This is a genomic window from Aminobacter niigataensis, from assembly GCF_946995915.1.
Lineage (GTDB): Bacteria > Pseudomonadota > Alphaproteobacteria > Rhizobiales > Rhizobiaceae > Aminobacter > Aminobacter niigataensis.
Genome location: NZ_OX341517.1, coordinates 3,114,328 through 3,136,451, shown reverse-complemented (window position 1 = coordinate 3,136,451; position 22,124 = coordinate 3,114,328). Strand labels below are relative to the sequence as shown.

General features: G+C 62.5%; 24 protein-coding genes and 1 pseudogene. 7 read left to right on the top strand and 18 right to left on the bottom strand.

Going from position 1 to position 22,124, the window contains the following annotated elements; genetic code table 11:
* Positions 1-37 precede the first annotated feature (37 nt).
* The 3 genes and pseudogenes from rpsB to O1Y97_RS15300 all read right to left on the bottom strand — a co-directional run bounded on the left by rpsB (position 38) and on the right by O1Y97_RS15300 (position 2,299).
* Positions 38-820 (bottom strand): 30S ribosomal protein S2, encoded by a 783-nt coding sequence (gene rpsB / locus O1Y97_RS15310; protein ID WP_055977053.1) that lies wholly within the window; start codon positions 818-820, stop codon positions 38-40.
* 368 nt (positions 821-1,188) lie between these two features.
* Positions 1,189-1,461, bottom strand: a pseudogene (locus O1Y97_RS15305) (DUF4031 domain-containing protein); the annotation flags it as partial.
* A gap of 10 nt (positions 1,462-1,471) precedes the next feature.
* On the bottom strand, positions 1,472-2,299 hold the full coding sequence (locus tag O1Y97_RS15300) for a cell envelope integrity EipB family protein (RefSeq protein WP_318761570.1): 828 nt from the start codon (positions 2,297-2,299) through the stop codon (positions 1,472-1,474).
* Between the two features lie 143 nt (positions 2,300-2,442).
* Here O1Y97_RS15300 and O1Y97_RS15295 point away from each other — a divergent pair, with 143 nt between their 5' ends.
* The 3 genes from O1Y97_RS15295 to O1Y97_RS15285 are packed head-to-tail and all read left to right on the top strand — an operon-like array spanning position 2,443 to position 4,888.
* A complete protein-coding gene (locus O1Y97_RS15295) occupies positions 2,443-2,907 on the top strand; it encodes a RidA family protein (RefSeq protein ID WP_183260876.1) in 465 nt (154 codons plus the stop codon).
* An 8-nt stretch (positions 2,908-2,915) separates the two neighbouring features.
* A complete protein-coding gene (locus O1Y97_RS15290) occupies positions 2,916-3,644 on the top strand; it encodes a glycerophosphodiester phosphodiesterase (protein ID WP_318761569.1) in 729 nt (242 codons plus the stop codon).
* Positions 3,645-3,685: 41 nt separating this feature from the next.
* The gene (locus O1Y97_RS15285; RefSeq protein ID WP_318761568.1) at positions 3,686-4,888 is read left to right on the top strand and encodes a GNAT family N-acetyltransferase; all 1,203 of its coding nucleotides are present in this window, start codon (positions 3,686-3,688) and stop codon (positions 4,886-4,888) included.
* A 7-nt stretch (positions 4,889-4,895) separates the two neighbouring features.
* On the opposite strand, the gene O1Y97_RS15280 is transcribed toward O1Y97_RS15285, so the two are convergent.
* On the bottom strand, positions 4,896-5,225 hold the full coding sequence (locus tag O1Y97_RS15280) for a DMT family transporter (protein ID WP_318761567.1): 330 nt from the start codon (positions 5,223-5,225) through the stop codon (positions 4,896-4,898).
* A gap of 88 nt (positions 5,226-5,313) precedes the next feature.
* Here O1Y97_RS15280 and O1Y97_RS15275 point away from each other — a divergent pair, with 88 nt between their 5' ends.
* Positions 5,314-5,745, top strand: a complete 432-nt coding sequence (locus O1Y97_RS15275; RefSeq protein ID WP_318761566.1) for an HIT family protein — start codon at positions 5,314-5,316, stop codon at positions 5,743-5,745.
* A 6-nt stretch (positions 5,746-5,751) separates the two neighbouring features.
* Here O1Y97_RS15275 and O1Y97_RS15270 read toward each other — a convergent pair whose 3' ends face one another.
* From O1Y97_RS15270 to O1Y97_RS15255, 4 genes are all read right to left on the bottom strand, one after another.
* Positions 5,752-6,888: a phosphatase PAP2 family protein gene (locus O1Y97_RS15270; protein WP_318761565.1), complete on the bottom strand. Its 1,137-nt coding sequence runs from the start codon at positions 6,886-6,888 to the stop codon at positions 5,752-5,754.
* Positions 6,885-7,853 carry a phosphatase PAP2 family protein gene (locus O1Y97_RS15265; protein ID WP_318761564.1) on the bottom strand — a complete coding sequence of 323 codons (969 nt, stop codon included), beginning with the start codon at positions 7,851-7,853 and terminating at the stop codon, positions 6,885-6,887. The genes O1Y97_RS15270 and O1Y97_RS15265 overlap by 4 nt, the downstream gene beginning before the upstream one ends.
* 139 nt (positions 7,854-7,992) lie before the next feature.
* A complete protein-coding gene (locus tag O1Y97_RS15260; protein WP_318761563.1) occupies positions 7,993-8,343 on the bottom strand; it encodes an AzlD domain-containing protein in 351 nt (116 codons plus the stop codon).
* On the bottom strand, positions 8,340-9,086 hold the full coding sequence (locus O1Y97_RS15255; RefSeq protein WP_246389405.1) for an AzlC family ABC transporter permease: 747 nt from the start codon (positions 9,084-9,086) through the stop codon (positions 8,340-8,342). Before O1Y97_RS15255 ends, O1Y97_RS15260 begins: the two co-directional genes overlap by 4 nt.
* A gap of 174 nt (positions 9,087-9,260) precedes the next feature.
* Here O1Y97_RS15255 and O1Y97_RS15250 point away from each other — a divergent pair, with 174 nt between their 5' ends.
* Positions 9,261-10,514, top strand: a complete 1,254-nt coding sequence (locus O1Y97_RS15250) for a GGDEF domain-containing protein (protein WP_318761562.1) — start codon at positions 9,261-9,263, stop codon at positions 10,512-10,514.
* A 40-nt stretch (positions 10,515-10,554) separates the two neighbouring features.
* On the opposite strand, the gene clpA is transcribed toward O1Y97_RS15250, so the two are convergent.
* The 3 genes from clpA to O1Y97_RS15235 form a co-directional block, all read right to left on the bottom strand.
* Positions 10,555-13,026 carry an ATP-dependent Clp protease ATP-binding subunit ClpA gene (gene clpA, locus O1Y97_RS15245; RefSeq protein ID WP_318761561.1) on the bottom strand — a complete coding sequence of 824 codons (2,472 nt, stop codon included), beginning with the start codon at positions 13,024-13,026 and terminating at the stop codon, positions 10,555-10,557.
* An 8-nt stretch (positions 13,027-13,034) separates the two neighbouring features.
* Positions 13,035-13,364, bottom strand: coding sequence for an ATP-dependent Clp protease adapter ClpS (clpS, locus tag O1Y97_RS15240; protein ID WP_055977693.1), 330 nt, complete (start codon positions 13,362-13,364; stop codon positions 13,035-13,037).
* Positions 13,365-13,639: 275 nt separating this feature from the next.
* Positions 13,640-13,969: a phasin family protein gene (locus O1Y97_RS15235; protein WP_108607982.1), complete on the bottom strand. Its 330-nt coding sequence runs from the start codon at positions 13,967-13,969 to the stop codon at positions 13,640-13,642.
* A gap of 326 nt (positions 13,970-14,295) precedes the next feature.
* Between O1Y97_RS15235 and O1Y97_RS15230 the strand changes: the two genes are divergently transcribed.
* Positions 14,296-15,726 carry a serine hydrolase gene (locus O1Y97_RS15230; protein ID WP_318761560.1) on the top strand — a complete coding sequence of 477 codons (1,431 nt, stop codon included), beginning with the start codon at positions 14,296-14,298 and terminating at the stop codon, positions 15,724-15,726.
* Between the two features lie 43 nt (positions 15,727-15,769).
* Here O1Y97_RS15230 and O1Y97_RS15225 read toward each other — a convergent pair whose 3' ends face one another.
* The 5 genes from O1Y97_RS15225 to O1Y97_RS15205 all read right to left on the bottom strand — a co-directional run bounded on the left by O1Y97_RS15225 (position 15,770) and on the right by O1Y97_RS15205 (position 19,509).
* Positions 15,770-16,465 carry a DnaJ domain-containing protein gene (locus O1Y97_RS15225; RefSeq protein WP_318761559.1) on the bottom strand — a complete coding sequence of 232 codons (696 nt, stop codon included), beginning with the start codon at positions 16,463-16,465 and terminating at the stop codon, positions 15,770-15,772.
* The gene (locus tag O1Y97_RS15220; protein WP_108607979.1) at positions 16,462-17,193 is read right to left on the bottom strand and encodes a vWA domain-containing protein; all 732 of its coding nucleotides are present in this window, start codon (positions 17,191-17,193) and stop codon (positions 16,462-16,464) included. Before O1Y97_RS15220 ends, O1Y97_RS15225 begins: the two co-directional genes overlap by 4 nt.
* A 66-nt stretch (positions 17,194-17,259) precedes the next feature.
* Positions 17,260-17,697: a DUF1489 family protein gene (locus O1Y97_RS15215; protein WP_183260851.1), complete on the bottom strand. Its 438-nt coding sequence runs from the start codon at positions 17,695-17,697 to the stop codon at positions 17,260-17,262.
* 79 nt (positions 17,698-17,776) lie between these two features.
* The gene (locus O1Y97_RS15210; RefSeq protein ID WP_318761558.1) at positions 17,777-19,180 is read right to left on the bottom strand and encodes an L-serine ammonia-lyase; all 1,404 of its coding nucleotides are present in this window, start codon (positions 19,178-19,180) and stop codon (positions 17,777-17,779) included.
* Positions 19,181-19,377: 197 nt separating this feature from the next.
* Entirely contained in the window at positions 19,378-19,509 is a 132-nt protein-coding gene (locus O1Y97_RS15205; protein WP_256371676.1) for a hypothetical protein, read from the bottom strand.
* A gap of 291 nt (positions 19,510-19,800) precedes the next feature.
* Between O1Y97_RS15205 and O1Y97_RS15200 the strand changes: the two genes are divergently transcribed.
* On the top strand, positions 19,801-20,556 hold the full coding sequence (locus O1Y97_RS15200) for a DUF599 domain-containing protein (protein WP_404801285.1): 756 nt from the start codon (positions 19,801-19,803) through the stop codon (positions 20,554-20,556).
* Here O1Y97_RS15200 and O1Y97_RS15195 read toward each other — a convergent pair.
* Both O1Y97_RS15195 and O1Y97_RS15190 read right to left on the bottom strand, forming a co-directional pair.
* Positions 20,505-21,302 (bottom strand): YdcF family protein, encoded by a 798-nt coding sequence (locus O1Y97_RS15195; protein ID WP_318761556.1) that lies wholly within the window; start codon positions 21,300-21,302, stop codon positions 20,505-20,507. The two genes, O1Y97_RS15200 and O1Y97_RS15195, sit on opposite strands and share 52 nt — an antisense overlap.
* Positions 21,303-21,344: 42 nt before the next feature.
* A complete protein-coding gene (locus tag O1Y97_RS15190; RefSeq protein ID WP_318761555.1) occupies positions 21,345-22,031 on the bottom strand; it encodes a YEATS-associated helix-containing protein in 687 nt (228 codons plus the stop codon).
* Between the last annotated feature and the right edge of the window lie 93 nt (positions 22,032-22,124).

The following is a 22,124-nucleotide window of genomic DNA, read 5'->3' as shown; positions in this document are numbered from 1 at the left end:
ATCCTGAAAAGGAAGGCCGGTTTCCCGGCCTTCGCGATTACGCCTGGGGCGTTTCGGTCGTCGGAGCCGCATCGAGCGCAGGCTCAACCGGAACTTCAGCCGATGCGCCGATGTCGACGCCGAGCGAGCCCTGCTGGCGGGCGATGCCGTCGATCGCAGCCTTGGCGACCAGGTCGCAGTAGAGCTGGATCGCGCGGGCAGCGTCGTCATTGCCCGGGATCGGGAAGTCGATCTTGTCCGGATCGCAGTTGGAATCGATGATCGCGACGACCGGAATGCCAAGACGCTTGGCTTCCTGGATGGCGATGGCTTCCTTGTTGGTGTCGATGACGAACATCAGGTCCGGCGTCGAGCCCATGTCCTTGATGCCGCCGAGGGCCTTGTCCAGCTTCTCGCGCTCGCGCTCGAGGTTCAGGCGCTCCTTCTTGGTGAAGCCCTGGGCTTCGCCGGCCAGGAGTTCGTCGAGCTTGCGCAGGCGCTGGATCGAATTCGAGATCGTCTTCCAGTTGGTCAGCATGCCGCCGAGCCAGCGCGAGTTGACGTAGTACTGGGCCGAACGCTGTGCGGCGTCAGCGACGATGTCCGAAGCCTGACGCTTGGTGCCGACGAACAGCACGCGGCCGCCGCGCGAAACGGTGTCCGAGATCTGCTTCAGCGCCTGGTGCAGCAGCGGCACGGTCTGGCTGAGGTCGATGATGTGGATGTTGTTGCGGGCGCCATAGATGTAGGGCGCCATCTTCGGGTTCCAGCGGTGGGTCTGGTGGCCGAAGTGAGAACCAGCTTCAAGAAGCTGGCGCATGCTGAAATCAGGCAGTGCCATTCGTCATTTCCTTTTCCGGTTAGCCTCCACGGACCATGACGCTTTTCGCTTGATTGCTCGAAACGCCACCGGGGGGTCTCAGCCGGATTTCTCCCGGGCAGAAACCAGAGTCCGTGTGTGGAATGCGGCGGCATATAGACGTATTGGCTGGCGAGCGCAACCCCGAGAGCTGCTCGAAAGCTGCGCAAATCGACGCTTGGCGTGCTGCTGGAGCCTGCATCAGCCCCCTGGGAACTGCACGCCAAGCATCACGCTTGAAAGTGAGGCCGATTCTCGCGGCGTCTTGGTCAACCCATTCAGCTGCCGGCTGCCCAGCGGGAGACGCCCGGCTCGTCCTGCCTCGCCTCTTGTTTCACCGGCTGCGGTTGCCGCCGCTTGAAGTTGCGCACCCGAACACGGCGGAACACGGCCACGATCTCCTCGCGGCTGCATTCGACAGCCCCCAGGCGCACGGCGCGATCACGCTCAAAGCCGGTGATGTCGTAGTGCGGGGCCGACGTCTTGGGCGGCCCCTGATAGGAGGAGCGTTTCAGCGCAAGCTGGGCGGCAAAGCGATGCAGTTCGTCGGTGTCGTCGGCAAGCAGGTGGCACCAGCGATGGCCCACCCACTTCCAGATTGCTGCATCAACATAGACCGCCACGAATACCCGCTTACGGCTTGCATTCGGCTTGCGGCACAGGAAACAGCGAGAGATTGACCAGCTTGCCGGTCATCGAGAAGTCGCCGTAATCCATCACCAGATCGCGCGTCAGGCCGTTCTCATGCAGCTTGAAGCTGATGCGGTACTCGGGCACTTCCTCACCGCCGCCCTTGCTTTCATCGAAATAGGCAATGTCGACGGGCCAATATTTGTCCTTGGCGAGGCTGGCGAGCGCGGGACGCTCCGGATCGGCTTCCGGCGCCGCGATCTTCTTGCCGACGATCACGGTTGTCGTCATCACCTTGTCGGCATCCTCGGAGCCGTCGAACAGGCTGGTCTCGTAGAAGGTCTCGCCCTTCTCGGCCTTTTCGATCAGTTCGACCAGATGCTGGGTCGGGAACTGGGTCTTGGCAAGATCGACGGAACCGGCCTCCGGCTTTTCCAGCGCGACCTTGAGGCCGGTCGCCTCGAGCGTCGCCGTACCCTTGACCTCCTTGTCGAGGTTCTGGTCGACGAAGGATTTGGTCACGAAGGAGAAATTCTTGCCCTCGCCATCCTCGAAGGTAGTCGTCTGCTGGTCTGTCAGCCGGGTGTTGTCGTTGGTCGCGATCTGGGTGACGAAACGGAACTTGACCGTATAGCCCTCGCAAGCGGAGCCGTTGAACTCGTAGACCATGCGGCCGGAAAGGCCGGTGATTCCCGACCGGTCCGAGGCCTGGTCGAGCACCAGATCATAGACCGCGCGATGGGGTGCGAGCACCGGCGCGGCAAAGGCCGGCGCCAACGAAAGCGCCGAGGTGGACAGGCTGGCGAGAAAAACAAGGCGCGTTGCGCGCATACACTGGCTCCGATCGGCGCGGCCATGTCAGGCCGCCTTGAATGATGGTCCACCTTAAAAAAAGTCGTGGCGGAAGCGAGGCAAACATAGCACTTTCGGCGCGGCCTCACCTGCCACCAGAGACACAGAGATAAGGAAAGACGATGGGCGAAACAATCGAAAAGCGGCTGGGCGATCTCGGGGTCACCTTGCCCGCGGCAGCCGCCCCGGCCGCCAACTACGTACCGTTCATGACATCAGGCAATTTCGTCTTCACCGCCGGCCAGTTGCCGCTCAAGGATGGCAAGCTGCTGGCCTCCGGCCTCGTCGGCCGCGACGTCGACACCGAGGCGGCCAAGCAAGCGGCCAAGCAATGCGCCGTCAACATCCTGGCCCAGGCCAAGGCGGCACTCGGCGACCTCGAAAAGATTCGCCGGCTGGTCAAGATCACCGTCTTCGTCGCCTCGTCGTCCGATTTCACGGACCAGCATCTCGTCGCCAACGGCGCCTCGGATTTCCTGGTCGCGGCACTTGGCGAGCGCGGCAAGCATGCGCGTTCGGCGGTCGGCGTCGCCTCCCTGCCGCTCAATGCCGCAGTCGAGATCGAAGCCATCATCGAGACCGAGTGAACAGATCCATGAGCGAACTTTCCTGGCTGACCGCCCGCCCGATTGCCCATCGCGGCCTGCACGACCTCAACAAGACCTGCTGGGAGAACACGCTTTCGGCGTTCGAACGCGCAGCCGCCCGCGGCTACGCCATCGAATGCGACGTGCATCTGAGCGCCGACGGCGATGTCGTCGTGTTCCACGACAACTCGCTGGACCGCCTGACCGGCACCAACGGCTATATCTGGCAGCGGACCGCTGGCGAACTCGCCGCACTGCGTGTCGGCGGCACGGCCGACCACGTGCCGACGCTTGGCGAATTGCTCCGCCTCGTCGACGGCCGCGTGCCGCTGGTGATCGAGCTCAAGGGGATCCCCGGCCACGACGACGGCCTTGTCGCCAAGGTCGGCGAGGCCCTGCGCCACTACAACGGCAAGGTGGCGATCATGTCCTTCGACCACTGGCTGATCCGTGACTTCTCAAGGCATGCGCCCGGCATCCCCGGCGGCCTGACCGCCTGGGGGGACGTGGATCATGAACTGGAGGCGCATTTCTCGATGCTGGCGCATGGCATCTCGTTTGTCTCCTACAGCGTGACGCACCTGCCCAACCGCTTTGTCAGCTTCGTCCGCGAAAAGCTCGCAATGCCGGTCATCACCTGGACGGTGCGCGACGAAGAAGCTGTGAGGACAACCTTCTCGCGGGCCGACCAGATGACATTCGAGGGATTCGAGCCGGATGCAGCTTCGGTTGCGTGAACGCCCTTGCATCGGCGGCTTTCGAACGTAAGTAAAAGCGCATGAGCACTGCGAACGATGCCGGGGCGAAGAAAGCGGATGGCGGCTACGCCGTCCGCGTCGTTTCCAGCATCGGCGAGTTCAGCCGCGACGAGTGGAACAGCCTTGCCGGCGCTTCCAGGGTCACAGGTCTCGGCTACAATCCGTTCGTTTCATACGATTTTCTGACGATAGTCGAAGAATCCGGCTGCGCCGTCACGAGAACCGGCTGGCAGGGCCATCACCTCCGTCTGGAGTCCGCAGACGGCAAGTTCCTTGGCGCACTGCCCTGCTACGCCAAGTCGCACAGCCAGGGCGAATACGTCTTCGACCACGGCTGGGCCGATGCCTTCGAACGCGCCGGCGGTCGCTACTATCCCAAGCTCCAGGCCTCGGTGCCTTTTACCCCCGCGACGGGCCCTCGCCTGCTGACCGTCGGCGGCGCCGATGCGGCCCAGGCCAAATCGGCCTTGGCCACGGCGCTGAGAAGCGTTGCCGAAGGTGTGGGCGTGTCATCGGCGCATGTCACCTTCGCCGAGGCGGACGAGGTCGACATCCTCGAAGCCACCGGCTTTCTCCGTCGCACCGACCAGCAGTTCCACTTCATCAATGAAGGCTTCGCGGGTTACGACGATTTCCTGGCCACCCTGGCCTCGCGCAAGCGCAAGGCGCTGAAGAAGGAGCGGCGCGAGGCGCTGGCTGAGGACATTACCATCGAGCGCCTGACCGGCAGGGACATCACCGAGGCGCATTGGGACGATTTCTTCGCCTTCTACATGGACACGGGCGGCCGCAAGTGGGGTCGTCCCTATCTCAACCGCAAGTTCTTCTCTCTGGTCGGCGAGCGCATGGCCGACGACGTGCTGCTGGTCATGGCCAGGCGCGGCGGCCGCTACATCGCCGGCGCCATCAATTTCATCGGCTCGGATACGCTCTATGGGCGCAACTGGGGCTGCATCGAGGACCACCCCTTCCTGCATTTCGAGGTTTGCTACCACCAGGCCATCGACTTCGCCATCGAACGCAAGCTGACGGTCGTCGAGGCTGGCGCCCAGGGCGAGCACAAGCTGGCCCGCGGCTATCGTCCTGTCACGACGCAGTCGGCCCATTACATCGTCCACCCCGGTCTCCGGCGGGCGATTGCCGACTATCTCGGCCGCGAACGGCGGGAAGTGGCCGAGATCGGCGAATACCTCGACGAGCACGGCCCGTTCCGTCGCGGCTAGCCGCGGGTCAATGCACCACTGACTTCGAAAACAGGTTGATGACGACCACCCCGGCCATGATCAGGCTGATGCCCAGCAGCGCGGGAAGGTCGAGCGCCTGGCGAAACCAGACCCAGGCGATCGCGGTGATGAAGACGATGCCGGCGCCGCACCACAGCGCATAGACGATACCGACAGGCACCGTGCGCAGCACCAGGGACAGGAAATAGAACGCGGCGGCATAGCCTGCGACCGTGACGAGCGATGGCAGCAGCCTGGTAAATCCGTTTGTTTCCTTGAGTGCGGTGGTGGCGACGACCTCGAAGGCCACCGCAACAATCAGATAGATGTAGGTCAACTCAACTCCTCTCGGCCGCTCGCGGCTTGACGTTCGCGACACCAGCGCCGAAACATCCACCACGAAACCGCATCAAACGGGATAGGCCATGTCGAGCGTCGAATACGATCCAAACAACATCTTTGCCAAGATCCTGCGCGGAGAAATCCCTTCGCACCGTGTCTACGAAGACGACGACGTCATCGCCTTCATGGACGTGATGCCGCAAGGCACCGGCCATACGCTGGTGGTGCCGAAATCGCCGTCGCGCAACCTGCTTGACGCTGACCCGGCGACGCTCGGCAAGCTCATGGCCGCCGTCCAGAAGGTTGCGCGGGCAGTCATGTCGGCGTTTGCCGCCGACGGCGTGATCGTGACCCAGTTCAACGAGGAGGTAGCCGGGCAGACCGTCTTCCACCTGCACGTCCACATCGTCCCGCGCTTCGAGGGCGTGGCGCTCAAGCCGCACAGCGGCGTAATGGAGAAGCCGGAAGTGCTGGCGGCGAATGCGGAGAAGGTCAGGGCTGCGCTGACTGGATGAGACTCGCTACGACAAGGTGCTCGCAGGCGCAGGCCCTTTGGTGCGCCGCATGGCCTTGCTTCCGGTCAGATAGCCTGCAAGGTTCCAGAGCAAGACAACGCCGATCGCCGAGACATAGGCGTCGATGGCGTAGTGCCAGCCCAGATGGATCGATCCGACAAAAATGGTCAATCCAAACACCGCGGCCGCCGCGGCCAGCCAGCGGTTGACGTGGCGTGCTGCCAGAAACAGCAGCACGCACATGGCATTGTGGATGGATGGCATCGCCGAAATGCCGGAAACGATCGTCGCGGCATCGTTGACATAGGCGCCCCAGAGCCCCTCCCGTACCTGCATCGTGGTCAGGCCCCAGGCGCTGTCGGCCTGCTCCAGATTTTGCACCAGATCGGTGAAGGGCGACGGGCCGCCATAGACCCTGTCATAGTAGATCGGCCCGACAGAAGACAGGGCAGTCGCGCAGACGATGCCGAGGATGCCCCAGACAAAAACGTAGCTCAGCAGGAACTGATGGCGAATGCCGAAGCGGTCGGGCATGCCGATGAGAACGGCTGTCGGCACGAAAACAGCGAAAAACCACAGATAGTAAATCTTGTCGAGGATCGCCGTGGCGCTGCCATAGCCGATAACTCTCTCGATCAAGACCCACGGCTGCACGCCGAAATGCAACAGGCGATCGACTTCCTGAAAAACGACATCCAGTTGATATGGATGAAACACAGCGATGTTCGATTTGAAATCGCTGTATGAGTTCATCACCATGCTCATGGCAACGACGCCGGGAACCGCGACAGCAGCATTTTTCCAGGTGAATATTTCGGACCAGAGATAGCTGAAGCTCGCGGAGAGCGATCTGGTCCGAACGGTTTCGAAAACAAGATAGCAGCTCAGCGCTATGGCCCATGATGCGACGAACGTGGCCAGGCTCTGGAACCAAGTCATGGCGATCACCGTCGCCGGATCCGGCAGCAGTTCGAAGCGAGCTACAACAACCAGTGCCGCGACCAGAAGAAACAGCCCTTGAGCGCGCCAGTTCGCCTTCAGGAAGTCGGCCAGCCGGTCGATGCCTGTCCCGGTGCGGATCGCAGGAGCAGCCAAGGCGCCGCCTTCGGGCAACACATCCAGAGTGCGGGGTTTCTCGCTCATGAGAGGGGCTCGGCAACAACACGCCGCGCACCGGCGAGGTCCAGCAGTTTGTCGGCAGCCCACCAGGCAACGAAGGCCACGACAACCCCGCCGATGATGTCGGCGAGGTGGTGGCCGCCGTCGACCGGGGTTGACAGGATGACCGCAATGTTGAGGGCAAGTACAGGCCAGAACCAGAACCGGGCTCGGGCAAAAGCCAGGATGATCAGCATCGAAAGCGTGCCATGGTAGGACGGGAAGGCGATCAGACCACGCGGCTCATCAAGAGAGATAAAACGCGCCAGGCCATTTCGGAGATCGAAAAACGCCTGCTTGTATTCGAGGTCGACGATCGGATTATTCATCATCGTGAATTCGACCGGAGGACGAATGGTGCCAAGGGCACCGGCCGCCGGCAGGATCGCAGAAATCACGATGCAGGTCAGCGCGCCCAGCATCACGGCGAGGACGAACCGCTGAACACGCACAACCTCGCCCATCAGGCCAAGGGCAACCACCGTCAGCGCGACCTGGGTCAACGTCGTGATGTAGACGATCGACGACAGTGTACCGAGCCACGGCCGCTCATTGACAAAGCCGACATAGGACAGCCAGTCAAAACCGACGGCGGTATCGAAGGCGATCAACCGATCGTCGATCATCGGCAGGTTTGTGGACGTCATCAACGTGCTGAGGACAGCGGCCGAGGTCGAAAACACCAACAAGACAGCGGTTTCAGAACAGAGCACCTCGAACCGCTTCATCGGGCGCTTGACCCGGTAGAACCATCCGACCGCAACAAGCACGACGGTGACGATGGCAGCCTTGGCGGCGCTGGCCACGTCAAACTCGAAATCGGTCCCGGCAATCCACGCGAAATCGATGACCAAGATCGCAACGATGATTGCGGCCTTCATTGCGAGCTGCCTATCAAGGCCCGCAGCCAGCGATGGCATATGTGTCGATGTCGCGTGAACTTCAGCCATGCCCTCACCCCTGAAACGGCAAGCCGGCAGGTTAGGAAACAGCAGTTAAGTTGACGTGAATCCACAATCCGTCGCAGTCGACGACCGCGCATCGCGCATCGCGCATCGCGCATCGCGCTGCAGTCGCGGACGGAGACTTTCAGCTTGCAAGCCACAACCCGAGCAACAGGATCACCTCCGCCGCAACGATCCCCACCAGCACCTTTCGACCAAGGCAGAGGTAGGCAAGGAAGCCGCCGGCGGCAGCGCCGAGGCGCAGTGCAAGCAACGTGTCGGCCAGCGCCCCGCTCGGGAAGACGATCAGATTGCCGATGACGGCGGCGACCAACGCCGTGGCCAGGGCACGCACCAGCACCAGTAGGTCGGAATCGTCGGAAATGCGATCGCCGAGATAGACGCCGAGGAAGCGCCAGGCGTCGGTGGCAAGCCAGCCACCTACCAGGATAAACAGGAACGGCCACCACCAGGTGTCGAGCGCATCGAAGGTCATGACTTCACTCTCCGGCGCGACAGCAGGTGGAAAGCAAACGCGATGCCACCGCCGATCAGGCCGGCGCCGAGCAGGTCGAAACCGGGGACGACGAGATGCAGCAAGGGTCCAAGGACGAGGCCGATCGCCATCGCCACATGCCCTGCCCGCTCGCGTGCCGATCCCCACAATGAAGTGAGGAAATACATCGGCGTGAGCAGGAAAAGGGCTGCCGAAACCACCGGCGGCAGGCTGTCGGCCAGGACATAGACAACGCCCACGACGACCATATTGACGAGCACCAGCGTCGAGCCGAGCCCGGCATAATAGCTGGTGCGCAGGTCGCGCGGGATACCGCGCAGCCGCTCCATGGCGAGCACCCAGGAGGTGACCGCCACAAAATGCGACAGGAAATAGAGCACCCAGCGCGGTGTTCTAGTCCCGCGCATTTCCGGCACCAGCGCCACCACCATCGGCGCCAGCCGGATGGACGACAGTGCCACGGCAAAGGCGGCAGCCGGCAGCGATGTCCCCGACAGGATGGCGCCGACGAGCACCACCTTGGCCGGCAATGCCCAGACCATTCCGACCATGAATACCGTCTGCACCAGCGTCAGCCCCGCCTCCTTGGCAAGGCCGGCAAAGCCGATGAAGGCGCTGGCGAGAATAAGGCCGGGAACGGAGAATGCGGCCCGGACACCACGCAGGTACCAGAGGCGGCGTATCGAAAAATCCGGATCGGGGGATGCATCGTCAGTGGGCATTGACGATGCGGATAGCATGGCAATCCGACCAAGTCAGTCCCCGCGGCGACCAGATGCATCTCTGGGGTCGCCGGACCGGATAGCGATCCGGCGGACGCGCGCATGCTCCTTAACCATTTAGCCACCGGCGAATGTGTAGCTAACCTCCATACAGGCGTGGGGAATTGCCGGACCATGACGGGTGCACTTCTGCTCATACTGCAGGCGGTCATTTACTTCGTCACCATGGCCGCGGTGTTCCGTTCCCGGCACCAATTGGGCATCGGCATCTTTGTCTGCGTTCTGGGTGTGATGCACTTCCTCGAGACCTATCTCGCTGCAGTCTTTTTCGTCCAACTGCCGTTCGGGCTGATTTCGCCGGGCTCCACGGTGATGTTTTCCGGCAAGCTGATGATTTTCCTGCTGCTCTACATCAAGGAGGACGCAGAAACCGTACGGCAACCCATCTATGGGCTGCTCGTCGGCAACTGTCTGATGGTGGTCCTGGCGCTGATCCTGCGGCTCTACAGCAGCGTCGCCGAGCTTCCGGGGTACCGGCCCAACCTCACCTTCCTCGACGACATGGGGATCCTGATGATCTGGGGCACGGCGCTGCTGTTCTTCGACAGCATCGCCCTCATCCTGATCTACGAAAAGCTCGGCCAGCGCATCGCCAACACGCTGCTCAAACGTATCTTCCTCAGCGCAGCGATCGTGCTCACCTTCGACCAGCTGATGTTCTTTATTGGGCTGCATCTGGTCTCCGGCGTGCCGATCAGCGCGCTGTATGGCGGCTGGATCGCCAAGATGGCAGCTGCAGCACTCTACAGCGCGTTGCTTGTCGGCTATCTCCGCTATGTCGAGACCAACAAGCCCACATTTGCCGGGCCCGAACCCCTGCTCCAGGTCTTCGACCGGCTTACATTCCGCCACCGCTACGAGGACCTGCTGCAGAAGACCGGCAAGGACATGCTGACTGGCACCAGCGACCGTGGGCAGTTCGAAGCCGTCGCCCAGTCGCTGATCGACAAGGCCCTGGCCGAGCGCAAGCCTGTCAGCCTGCTGATGATCGACATCGATCATTTCAAGAACATCAACGACCAGCACGGGCATGTGACGGGCGACAACGTGCTGAAGGATGTCGCCCGCTCGCTGGGAAGCTCGCTGCGCAGCGGCGACCGGCTGTTCCGCTACGGCGGCGAGGAATTCGTCGCCATCTGCCACGACCTGGACAGGGCTGATGCGGCAACTCTCGCCGAGCGCCTGCGCGCCAATGTCGAGGCCACCACCTTTGTCGAGCCTGGCGTGCGCGCCACCGTCAGCATCGGCGTCACCACGGCAGATGCCGGACCGGTTTCGACGGAGCAGATGATCAGGGATGCCGACGCGCGCCTCTACAGCGCCAAGAGACTGGGACGAAACCGCGTCGAAAGCGCGCCTGTCGCCTGATAAGAAAGAAGCCCCGTTTCCGGGGCTTCTTCGTTTGCAATCAACCCTTTCGGGGCAGTTGTGGAACCAGGCTGCGCTTGCCGCCATCCTTGCCCTTGGGGTCGGACTTCGTCTTTGCCGCCACGGCCTTTTTGGCCACCGGCTTCTTGGCCGCCGCCTTCTTGAGCTTCGGACGATCGGCCGGCTCTTCCTTCTTGGGTTTGACCGGCAGTTCATCGGCCAGCGTCTCGAGCTTCAGGCCGGTCTCGCCGGTATCCTTCTTCTCGACGGTGACGCGCACCGTGCCACCCTTGCGAAGCTTGCCGAACAGAACCTCGTCGGCCAGCGGCTTCTTGATGTGCTCCTGGATGACACGGCCGAGCGGACGCGCGCCCATGCGCTCGTCGTAACCCTTCTCGGCAAGCCAGGCGACCGCTTCTTCCGACAGGTCGAAGGTGACGCCACGCTCGGAGAGCTGGGTTTCCAGCTGCATGACGAACTTCTGCACGACCTGATGCACCACCGGCACCGGCAGCGAGCCGAATGGGATGATGGCATCGAGACGGTTGCGGAACTCCGGCGAGAACAGCCGGTTGATCGCCTCCATGTCGTCGCCTTCGCGCTTGGACGAGCCGAAGCCGATGGCCGCCCTTGCCATGTCGGAGGCACCCGCATTCGTGGTCATGATCAGGATCACGTTGCGGAAGTCGATCTGCTTGCCGTTGTGGTCGGTCAGCTTGCCGTGGTCCATGACCTGCAACAGGATGTTGAACAGGTCCGGATGGGCCTTCTCGACCTCGTCGAGCAGCAGCACGCAGTGCGGATGCTGATCGACACCGTCGGTCAGGAGGCCGCCCTGGTCGAAGCCGACATATCCGGGAGGCGCGCCGATCAGGCGGCTGACAGTGTGGCGCTCCATGTATTCCGACATGTCGAAGCGGATCAGCTCGACGCCGAGCGACAACGCGAGCTGCTTTGCCACCTCGGTCTTGCCGACGCCGGTCGGGCCCGAGAACAGGTAGGAGCCGATCGGCTTCTCCGGTTCGCGCAGGCCGGCACGCGCCAGCTTGATCGCCGAGGCGAGTGCCGTGATCGCCGTATCCTGGCCATAAACGACACGCTTGAGCTCGACCTCGAGGCCGGCCAGCACCTTCTCGTCGTCGGCCGACACCGTCTTCGGCGGGATGCGCGCCATAGTGGCGATCGTCGCCTCGATCTCCCTGATGCCGATGGTCTTCTTGCGCTTGTTCTCGGGCAGCAGCATCTGCGAAGCGCCGGTCTCGTCGATCACGTCGATCGCCTTGTCCGGCAGCTTGCGGTCATTGATGTAGCGCGCCGAGAGCTCCACCGCGGCCTTGATCGCCTCGTTGGTGAACTTCACCTTGTGGAAGTCCTCATAATAGGGCTTGAGGCCCTTCATGATCTCGATGGCGTCGTCGACCGTCGGCTCGTTGACGTCGATCTTCTGGAAGCGACGGACGAGCGCCCTGTCCTTCTCGAAGAACTGGCGGAACTCCTTGTAGGTGGTCGAGCCGATGCAGCGGATCGCACCCGACGACAGCGCCGGCTTGAGCAGGTTGGAGGCGTCCATCGCACCGCCGGAAGTCGCGCCAGCGCCGATCACCGTGTGGATCTCGTCGATGAACAGCACCGCACCAGGATATTCCTCGAGCTCCTTGACGACCTGCTTCAGCCGTTCCTCGAAGTCGCCACGATAGCGGGTGCCGGCCAAAAGCGTTCCCATGTCGAGCGCGAAGATGGTGGCATCCTCGAGGACCTCGGGCACATCGCCTTCGACGATGCGCTTGGCCAGGCCCTCTGCGATCGCCGTCTTGCCCACGCCGGGGTCGCCGACATAGAGCGGATTGTTCTTCGAACGGCGGCAGAGCACCTGGATGGTGCGGTTGATTTCCGACTCGCGGCCGATCAGCGGATCGATCTTGCCGGCGCGTGCCTTGGTGTTGAGGTTGACGCAATAGGCCGTCAAGGCGTCCTGCTGCTTCTTGCCCTTGCCGGTCTCCTCGCCTGCCTCGCCGTTCGAGCCATGCTGCTCCTCGTCCGCTCCGCGCGGAGCGCGGGTTTCGGTGGCGCCGGGGCGCTTGGCGATGCCGTGCGAGATGTAGTTGACCGCGTCGTAACGGGTCATCTGCTGTTCCTGCAGGAAATAGGCGGCATGGCTCTCGCGCTCGGCGAAGATAGCGACGAGCACGTTGGCGCCGGACACCTCTTCGCGGCCGGACGACTGCACGTGGATCACCGCGCGCTGGATGACGCGCTGGAAGCCGGCGGTCGGCTTGGAATCCTCGTCGTAGCCGGTGACGAGATTGTCCAGCTCGGTATCGATATAGGTAAGTACGGTCTGCTTGAGCTCGTCGAGGTCGACGTTGCAGGCGCGCATGACGGCGGCTGCTTCGGTGTCGTCGATAAGTGCGAGCAGCAGATGCTCGAGCGTTGCATATTCGTGGTGCCGCTCATTGGCGAGCGTTAGCGCCTGGTGCAGCGCCTTTTCGAGGCCTTGGGAGAAAGCCGGCATTCAATACCTCACTTCTTCTCCATCACGCATTGCAGCGGATGCTGATTCTGTCTGGCGAAGTCCATGACCTGGGACACTTTGGTCTCGGCCACTTCGAACGTGTAGATCCCGCATTCGCCGACGCCATGGTTATGGACATGCAACATGATACGGGTAGCGGCCTCCCTGTCCTTCTGGAAAAAGCGTTCGAGCACATGCACGACGAATTCCATCGGGGTGTAGTCGTCGTTGAGGATAAGCACGCGATAGAGGCTCGGCCGTTTGGTCTTGGTCTTCGTACGGGTGATGACAGCCGTGCCTCGGCCTGGACCGTTGCCTCCCTCGTCACCGTTCTGCATCCGCGCCACGTCGAGCTTCGTGGCATCCAAGCCAATCGTCAATCTGATCCTGCCCTTCATCAATTCCGACACACTTCGTCATGTAGGTGTCACGGCGAGGATTTTAAGCCCTTCTGACGTGCTGACAATATGGCGACAGCGGCTAGCGGGCCCGAATTGCCAGAAACGTGAATTGCCGGCACAAAAGACAAACAAAAAACCCGGCTGCGCGGACGCAACCGGGTCTAGTCGGGCGGATCTTTCGACCTGCCTACCTGAAATCAGGTGTCAGCCTGTCACTTCGCCTTGGCGACGAGCGACTCAAACGGCTTGTAGGCGTCCTTGGCCAGCTCGGCATAGAGCTCGCCAAGCTTGGTCGCTTCAGCCACGAAGCCTTCATAGGCCTGCTTGGCATAGTCGGTCTGGATCTCGACGGCCTTCTCGATCGACTTCACGCCGAGCAGCTTTTCGAAGGTAGCCGCACCGGCCTCGAAGCTCTTCTTGGTGTAGTCGGTCGACTCGGTGGCGATCGCCTGCGCGCCCTTGGAGAGCGAAGCAAAGCTCTTCAGGCCGGTATCGACGAATTCCTTGCCGTATTTGCTGAAATCTTCATAGGTCTGGGTCATCGCTACATCCTTTCGGGTTGGGAGCGCTGCGCTATGCGATTGTGCGATGCAGCCTAGATATTGTGCAGCGCACAATATGTCAACTGACCCCACGTCATTTCTACGGCGCGCCGTACCGACCTGATTTCCTAAAACTAGACTAAAGCCCGATCAAAAGTGTGAACGAGCCGGTTACCATAAACGGATTGGTAACGCTGTAGCCCTACGTTGCGTCGATACGGGGAGGAACCTTTGCCGCCCTAATGCAACAATAATTCAAGGGTGTAACAGTGCGTCAAGCGTTGCCAGGCAAAGTCAAAAAGACGGCCATCTCCTTAAAATCATTCGTGGTTTTCACCATCGCGGCGGCCATCGGCCTGAGTTCGGTGGCGCCAGCCTCCGCTGCAAAAGACAGTCGCTACGCGGCGATCGTCATCGATGCGAACACCGGCGAGACGCTCCACTCGTCGAGCGCGGATTCGCGCCGTTATCCTGCGTCGCTGACCAAGATGATGACGCTGTACCTGACCTTCGAGGCCCTTTCGAAAGGCCGTATCAAGAAGGACAGCAAGGTCGTGTTCTCGAAGAACGCCGCAGCCGAGCCGCCGACCAAGATCGGCGTCAAGGCAGGCGGTTCCATCACAGTCGAAGCGGCCATCCTGTCGCTGATCACGCGCTCGGCCAATGACGCCTCGACCGCGCTTGGCGAGATGATCGGCGGCTCCGAGGAGAATTTCGCGCGGATGATGACCGCCAAGGCACGCAGCCTCGGCATGAAGGGCACCGTTTTCCGCAACGCCAACGGCTTGCCAAACACCGCGCAGTTCACCACCGCGCGCGACATGGCCAAGCTCGGCATCGCGCTGCGCGAGCATTATCCGCAGTACTACGGCTACTTCTCGACCCGCAGCTTCGCCTTCGGTCGCCAGCGCATTGCCAACCACAATCGGCTTCTCGGCCGCGTGAAGGGCGTCGATGGCATCAAGACAGGCTACACCCGCGCGTCCGGCTTCAACCTCGTTTCGTCGGTCCAGGACGGCAATCGCAGCCTGGTGGCCGTGGTTCTCGGCGGCACCAGCGGTGCCAGCCGCGACAACAAGATGGCGGAACTGATCAAGACCTACATGCCGCAGGCCTCCAGGCGCGGCGGTGGCGACCTGATCGCCAAGACCGACACCCCGATGCCGGAAGTGAAGACGGCCAGTGTCGCATTGCCCAAGCGCAACGTACCGACGCCCGATACCCGTCCCATGGCCGAACAGGTCGAAGTCGCGGAAGCCATCTCCGACGATGAAATGGCAGTCGAGGAAGAAGTCGTGGCAGCCGCGGTGCCTGCCCCCAAGCCGACCATCGGGCTCGCCAGCAAGCCCAAGATCGCCATGGCCTCGGCCGAGCGCTTCGGCGCCAACATTCCTTTCCAGATCCGCAAGCCGAAGGACCGCGCCCCGGCAGCGGAAGCTGTCGAGCAGGCCTATGCCGAGCCGGCCCCTGCCGTGGCGGCACTGGACCAGATGAAGACCGCGTCGATTCCATCCGGCTGGGCCATCCAGGTCGCCTCCTCGCCGAGCGACGGCGAAGCGCGCGCGATCCTCGACAAGACCGCCAAGCGGGTGCCGCAGGTTCTCGCCGACGCATCCGCCTATACCGTGCCCTTCGAAAAGGGCGGCGTGACCTACTTCCGTGCCCGCTTTGCCGGCTTCGAATCCAAGGATTCCGCCTGGAACGCCTGCAACGCGCTGAAGAAGAAGAAGATCGCCTGCTACGCCGTCGCGCAGTAGGCGCCCTGCCAACCTCCTGGAAAAGTTGTGTGTCGAAGGAGAGTTAGTGATGATCGGAGAGAAGGACGTCCTTGGCTTCGTTGATCCTCGCCGCGAGGAACGACGAGCCACCCAGGTCGGGATGCAAGCGCTGAATCAGTCGTCGATGCGCCTTGCGGACATCCGCCGCGGCGGCCCCCGCTTCAAGACCAAGGACCTTGTAGGCCTCCTCCTTAGTCATGGCGCCAGAACCTGGCGGAACACGCAGCCCGTCGTCACCGTCAGGCTTCGCGTCTTCGCGCCAGGCGGGAAACCTGCCGTCAAGGTAGGTCTCAAGTAGCTGGAGGCTTTCCGGATCGCCGGAAAGCTCCCTGCAAAGCGCCTTGAGTTCGACCAGGCCCAGCGAAGACAGCGATTTGCCCTCTTCGCGGCCGGCCAGCACAACGCCCTGCAAGCCGCCGGTGTCGTGGTCCAGCTCCATTTCGAGAGCTGCCGTACGCACCGTCGAGCGCCGCCCCGGCGTCTTGCCGGCTGAACGCCCCCGGCCCCCCGCTGCATACCAGGCCAGGGCCGCCGAGATCAGCCCGCCACCGATAGCCGCTCGCCCGAGCAGCAGCAGCACCACGCCGACGAGCCCCAGCACGAGCGGCCCGGCCAGCTTCAGCGCCCGCGCGAGTTGGCTGGCGTCGGCACGCAGGAAAGCAGTGGTCACAAGGCCGGCAAAGATCAGGATGGCTGCGATTACGGCAAAGACTGTCATGGTGCCTTGCCGCTCCTCAAATGCTCGATCATCAGTATGTCCTCGGGGCGCCCCCTCGCCTCGAGCGCTTTGATTCCACCGGTAGCAAAGACAGCCACGGCCGACAGCAGTTTCGACAAGGTCGCAGCCGCCTTGCTGTCGAATCGGAACCACGCCCCCTTGGAAAGCCGGGCAATCTCCTTGAAGGCGCGCTCAGCCTCGGCGTCGTGCCCCTCCTGGAAGACAAAGGCCGGCACACCGTGCAGGCCCAGCCGTCCGGCCTTCTCGGCCAGTTCGTCGATGTTTTCTTCCATCGCATCGCCGATATAGACCAACGCATCGACCTTGACGGTGGAGGTTTCCTTGAGCGCATGGGCAAGCACCTTGCCGACCTGTGTCTGGCCGCTGCGGCACTGGATCGAGGTCATGAGGTTCTTGAGGGAGCCCGTCTCGCCTACGAATTTCGACGCCCGGCATTCACCCAACCCGCGAAAGTAGACCAGCTGCACGTTCAGCCTGCCGGTCTTGCCGACGGCATCGAACATCTGGCCCTGAAGCTCGCAGGCGAGGTCCCAGGTCGGTTGCCGGCTCATCGTCGCGTCGAGCGCCAAGATAAGCCGGCCGCCAGCCTTGCCCGGAGCAAGCGCGCGCGCCTGGCGAACAAACGCGTCGATGGCTGCAGCATCCGAACGGCGCTCTGCCGGTGGACGATTGGCGGACGTAACCGGGGGCTTGTTTTCGTCGCTCATTTGCAAAGAAGATGTGGCGGCGCGCGATTGCTTGCAAGCCCGTCGTTGCGAGATGCCGTGCCTGAGCTAAAGCAGGCCGAGTTCCGCCAGCTCCAGGCGCAGCTTTGGCGGCATTTCGGCGAGCGCGGCATTGCCCTGGCCAAGATCCACCGGCGCATCGGCTAGCTTGAGGTAGCGCCAGCCCTGGAACGCGCGGCGCGGCTGCCAGTCGGTACGCACGACGGTCGGCTCAAGGATGAGGTGGCAGCGGCCAATGCCCTCGGAATCGGTGAAGGGGCGGATCTCGAGCAGGCGCTGGCGGCACTGTACGTTGCCCTTGATGACCCAGTACAGCGATCCGCCTTGGGTGAGTTCGGCGGCGCGCGTCGGCACCATGCGGGTGGTGTGGAACTGCTCGACCGGTTCGCCGGCGCGGCGGCGCTCGTCGAGGCGGAATGCGATCCATTCCTCGAGATCCTCGACGCTGTCGCAGCCGACGCAGAGCTTGATCAGGTTCAGTGACATGGCTTGAAAACTAGCGGCTCCAGCCGGCGCATTCAACGCCGGCTGCGGTTTTGCACAGGCTGGCCTGTTGGGCCAGGCCTCAGCACTCGACGACGTTGACCGCGAGACCGCCGAGGCTGGTTTCCTTGTACTTCTCGCTCATGTCCATACCGGTCTGGCGCATCGTCTCGATGGCGGCATCCAGAGGCACGAAGTGCTTGCCGTCGCCCTTGATGGCGAGCGACGCTGCCGTAACCGCCTTGACCGCGCCAAGCGCGTTGCGCTCGATGCACGGCACCTGGACGAGGCCGCCGACGGGGTCGCAGGTCATGCCGAGATGGTGCTCGAGCGCGATCTCGGCCGCGTTTTCGACCTGCTCCGGCGTTCCGCCCATGACGGCGCACAGACCTGCCGCGGCCATCGCCGAAGCCGAGCCCACCTCGCCCTGGCAGCCGACTTCGGCGCCGGAGATCGAAGCATTGGTCTTGATGATGCCGCCGACCGCGGCAGCGGTCAGCAGGAAGTCGCGGATGCTGTCCTTGTCGGCCTCGACATGGAAATGCAGCCAGTAGCGCAGCACGGCAGGCAGCGTACCTGCGGCGCCATTGGTCGGCGCCGTGACGACACGGCCACCGGCGGCGTTCTCCTCGTTGACCGCCATGGCGTAGATCGACAGCCAGTCATTGGCGAGCAGCGGGTTGGGCCGGTTCTGGCTCCACTGCTCCTGCAGCTTCTCGTGTAGCTGGCGGGCACGGCGGCGGACTTTCAGCCCGCCGGGCATGATGCCGTCCTGCGACAGGCCGCGGTCGATGCAGCGGCTCATCGCGTCCCAGACCGCATCCAGGCCGGCGTCGAGGTCGGCGCGCGCCATATGGATCTCTTCGTTGGCCCGCTTCATCTCGGCGATGGAAAGCCCGCTGCGCGACGCCATGGCCAGCATGTCGACGGCATTGGCAAATGGATAAGGCACGCGCTTGCCCGCAGCGGGAGCCGCGGTCTTGGCCTTCATGCGCTGCAGTTCTTCCTCGGAGACGACGAAGCCGCCGCCGATCGAGTAGTAGATGCGCTTGAGCAGCAGCCGGTCGCCGCCATCATAGGCATAGAAGGCCATTCCGTTGGCATGGCCGAGCAGCGGCGTCTTCTTGTCGAGCACGAGGTCGACGGCCGGGTCGAAGCGATAGGACGGATGTCCGGGCGGCGAGACTCGCTTGTCGCCAGTGATCTGCTCGACGATGGCGTCGGTCTGATCGGGATCCACCGTGACGGGCGTCAGGCCGAAAAGGCCCAGCATGACGGCGCGGTCGGTGCCATGGCCGACGCCGGTATAGGCCAGCGAGCCATGCAGGCTAGCACCGACGCGGTCAACCTTGGCGCCTGCCGGGCGCGGCCAGTCGCCGCTCAATATCTCATCGAGGAAGCGCGCGGCGGCCGTCATTGGCCCCATCGTGTGCGAACTCGACGGACCAATGCCGATCTTGAACAGGTCGAATACCGAAAGAAACAAATCTCACTCCCTGCGACGGCGGCTTCAGTCGCATATGTATACGATCATTCCGCCCTTTTCACGTGCTGAGCTAAGCGCGATCCGACGCTGCGTGCTCAGCGCGCGACATTTGGAAAATCGATGAGCTTTACGCAAGGCCCTAACGCAAAAAGCGCGGCCAAGCCGCGCTTTTTGTATCCAATCCTGAGGGTAAGAGATCAGCCGCCTGCCACGACTGCCGCCTTTTCGGCGCCGCCGCTGACAAGCCAGGCAAGAAGGAGAAAAACCGCAAAGCCAACCACTGCCTTGGCCGTAAGGCCCCAGCAGGATTTCTGAACGCCGTCATCCATGATGTATCGCAAGACCCTTTTCGTTCGGCGAGCAGGCGGTGCTTCCCGCCATTCCAGCTCGTCCCGAGTGGGACTGCTGGATACGACTTTGCCGGCATGTTCGCAACTGCAAAAAATGGCCAAAGCGTGGCGAAATGTGCATGGCAGCCATGCACACATCAATCCATTTTTAATCAAATCAGTTACTTATCCCAAATTGGCCGTTCACGGATTTTAAACACCTGTGACGACACCACGGCGAACGGGCGCACTCGAATTCCGGCCAACGGCCATGCTAGTTTGAGACCAATGATCGGCGATTCCTTCTCCATGACCGGCCCTCTGAGCGGTCTCGACATTGCGGCACTGGCGTTCTTCCTCGCCGGCTGGATCTTCCATGCGCTTGGCGCCGAGGGGCATATCGTCAGGCGCCTGTCGCTGACACGGGCGATGAACGCGCAGCGCGCCGCCTGGATGGCTACGATGGCCCGGCGCGAGGTCAGGATCGTCGACACCTCGATCATGAACGGGTTGCAGCAGGGCACCGCCTTTTTTGCCTCGAGCTCGCTGATCGCCGTCGGCGGCTGCTTCGCCCTGCTCGGCGCCTCCGACCGCGTGCTGGCCATATTGAGCGACGTGCCGTTGGCAGGCGCCACCGCGCGTCCGCTGTTCGAGATCAAGGTCATCGGCCTGATCATCATCCTGGCCTATTCGTTCTTCAAGTTCGGCTGGGCTTACAGGCTGTTCAACTACTGCTCGATTCTGATTGGCGCGGTGCCCCAACTCGGCTCCCGCAGCGAGCCTGATGCCGCCATCGATACCGCGGTATTGCGGGCGACGCGCATGAACCAGCTGGCCGGCAAGCATTTCAACGCCGGCCTGCGCGGGGTTTTCTTCTCGATCGGCTATCTCGGCTGGTTCATCGACCCGCGCGTCTTTTTCCTCACCACGGTCATCCTGCTGGGCGTGCTGATACGGCGCCAGTTCTTCTCAGAGGCGCGCAAGGCGGTGCTGGTTCAAGACTCCGGGCCGGGCAACGGGCTGTCGATCCGGCCGGACAGCCAATAGGCCACAAGCCCGACCCACTCGCGCACGGCCATCGTCGTGTTCTGCAACGAATCGGCGGGATTGTCGGTAAACAGGCCGATGCCCTCCTCGCCCGACGTGCGATAGTCGACCGGCCATGCAACGACAGCAAATCCCGCCTTGGCAAACAGCGCCATCGACCGCGGCATGTGGAATGCCGATGTAACCAGCAGCCAGGTTTCGCCAGGTTTGGGCGTGACCAGTTCTTTCGAGAACAGTGCATTCTCGTAAGTGTTGCGCGAACGGTTCTCCAGGATCAGCCGATCGCGCGATACACCGAGCGCCTCGAGTAGGCGCGGTGCCGTGTCAGCGTCGCCCTCGCCTTCCAGCATCAGCGCGCCGCTGCCACCGGATACAACAACCCTGGCGTCGGGATAGCGACGGGCCAGTATGGCGGTCTCGACGAAGCGGTCACCGCCGCTGTTGAGTTCGTAGCCGCCGCGCGCCAGGTTGATCGCCCCCTCGAAACCACCACCGAGCACGACGATACCGTCAACCTTTCCGGGTGCCGGCGGGTGCGGAAATCTCTCTTCGAGCGGGTTGAGCATCAGCGCGCCAAACGACGTCCAGGCAGCTGTCGCAAGGACCAGCGTGGCCAGCAGCGCCGCAGCGCGGAACAGGCGCCGCCGCCCGAAGAAGCTGGCGACCAGCCCGGTCAACAGCAGAAGAATCGCAAGATTGAGCGGTTGGGCGAAGAACCAGAAGACCTTGGAAAGATAGAAAAACAAACCGGATTGCCGCCTGTGTTGTGAGTCTCGACGGCAAATTTATTACATCGCGAGTTCGTAAAGCACGACCCCGGTCCTGGACGACTTCAACTGCGTCACGTGTCCTGCCTGCGCCAGGGCCGCAAGCAGTTCCCTTACCCTCTCCTTGCTCATGCCGGTCTCCTTGGAGATTCCGGTGATCGTGCGGCGCCGGTAGGCCATGTTGTTGAGGGACGCCACGACCTGCTTTTCGTCCGCGGACATCGGCGGCAGGTCCGCCGGCGGCTTGACGGCCTGGATCTTCGCACCCGGCACGCCCTGGTCGCCGGCCTCGATCTGCTCGGAGATCAGTTCCAGATTGCTATCGGCCTTTTCGTTGACCTTCTCGATCTTCGATTCATTCTTCTTGGCGAGGTTCAGCGCCTTTTGCGCCAGGCTCTCGATGAAATTGGGGGCAGTTGCTCCGGCCAGGACGCAAAACCCGGCGACGATGAGAACCTTGCTGGCGACCGATGAAAACGACTGCGCCGCCAGGATGTCGGTCATGATGTTGTTGTTGGCGATCGACAGGAACAGCGGAACTACGAGCGCTGCCGCCGCCCCGAGGACCAGCACGGACCAGACGGTGTTGAGATCCCAAGGCCGCGCAGGGACTTCGGTTTCCTTCGCCGTCTCGAAATTGACGGCGTACCGGGCACAGCATCCCAGCCAGCCGGACGCGAGCATCGCAATGACCAAACTGAAGAGCATCGCCACCCTCCCGAAATGCCATCAGCATATCGGAAGTTGTGCAAAATTCAACGATCTACTTTTAGTTGAATCGCCATAGGGACGGTCGTTTCG

Bases quoted from the DNA above. Each gene is read 5' to 3' on its own strand.
- rpsB (WP_055977053.1), bottom strand. From the start codon at position 820: ATGGCACTGCCTGATTTCAGCATGCGCCAGCTTCTTGAAGCTGGTTCT.
- O1Y97_RS15300 (WP_318761570.1), bottom strand. From the start codon at position 2,299: ATGCGCGCAACGCGCCTTGTTTTTCTCGCCAGCCTGTCCACCTCGGCG.
- O1Y97_RS15295 (WP_183260876.1), top strand. From the start codon at position 2,443: ATGGGCGAAACAATCGAAAAGCGGCTGGGCGATCTCGGGGTCACCTTG.
- O1Y97_RS15290 (WP_318761569.1), top strand. From the start codon at position 2,916: ATGAGCGAACTTTCCTGGCTGACCGCCCGCCCGATTGCCCATCGCGGC.
- O1Y97_RS15285 (WP_318761568.1), top strand. From the start codon at position 3,686: ATGAGCACTGCGAACGATGCCGGGGCGAAGAAAGCGGATGGCGGCTAC.
- O1Y97_RS15275 (WP_318761566.1), top strand. From the start codon at position 5,314: ATGTCGAGCGTCGAATACGATCCAAACAACATCTTTGCCAAGATCCTG.
- O1Y97_RS15270 (WP_318761565.1), bottom strand. From the start codon at position 6,888: ATGAGCGAGAAACCCCGCACTCTGGATGTGTTGCCCGAAGGCGGCGCC.
- O1Y97_RS15265 (WP_318761564.1), bottom strand. From the start codon at position 7,853: ATGGCTGAAGTTCACGCGACATCGACACATATGCCATCGCTGGCTGCG.
- O1Y97_RS15260 (WP_318761563.1), bottom strand. From the start codon at position 8,343: ATGACCTTCGATGCGCTCGACACCTGGTGGTGGCCGTTCCTGTTTATC.
- O1Y97_RS15255 (WP_246389405.1), bottom strand. From the start codon at position 9,086: ATGCCCACTGACGATGCATCCCCCGATCCGGATTTTTCGATACGCCGC.
- O1Y97_RS15250 (WP_318761562.1), top strand. From the start codon at position 9,261: ATGACGGGTGCACTTCTGCTCATACTGCAGGCGGTCATTTACTTCGTC.
- clpA (WP_318761561.1), bottom strand. From the start codon at position 13,026: ATGCCGGCTTTCTCCCAAGGCCTCGAAAAGGCGCTGCACCAGGCGCTA.
- clpS (WP_055977693.1), bottom strand. From the start codon at position 13,364: ATGCAGAACGGTGACGAGGGAGGCAACGGTCCAGGCCGAGGCACGGCT.
- O1Y97_RS15235 (WP_108607982.1), bottom strand. From the start codon at position 13,969: ATGACCCAGACCTATGAAGATTTCAGCAAATACGGCAAGGAATTCGTC.
- O1Y97_RS15225 (WP_318761559.1), bottom strand. From the start codon at position 16,465: ATGACAGTCTTTGCCGTAATCGCAGCCATCCTGATCTTTGCCGGCCTT.
- O1Y97_RS15220 (WP_108607979.1), bottom strand. From the start codon at position 17,193: ATGAGCGACGAAAACAAGCCCCCGGTTACGTCCGCCAATCGTCCACCG.
- O1Y97_RS15215 (WP_183260851.1), bottom strand. From the start codon at position 17,697: ATGTCACTGAACCTGATCAAGCTCTGCGTCGGCTGCGACAGCGTCGAG.
- O1Y97_RS15205 (WP_256371676.1), bottom strand. From the start codon at position 19,509: ATGGATGACGGCGTTCAGAAATCCTGCTGGGGCCTTACGGCCAAGGCA.
- O1Y97_RS15190 (WP_318761555.1), bottom strand. From the start codon at position 22,031: ATGCTCTTCAGTTTGGTCATTGCGATGCTCGCGTCCGGCTGGCTGGGA.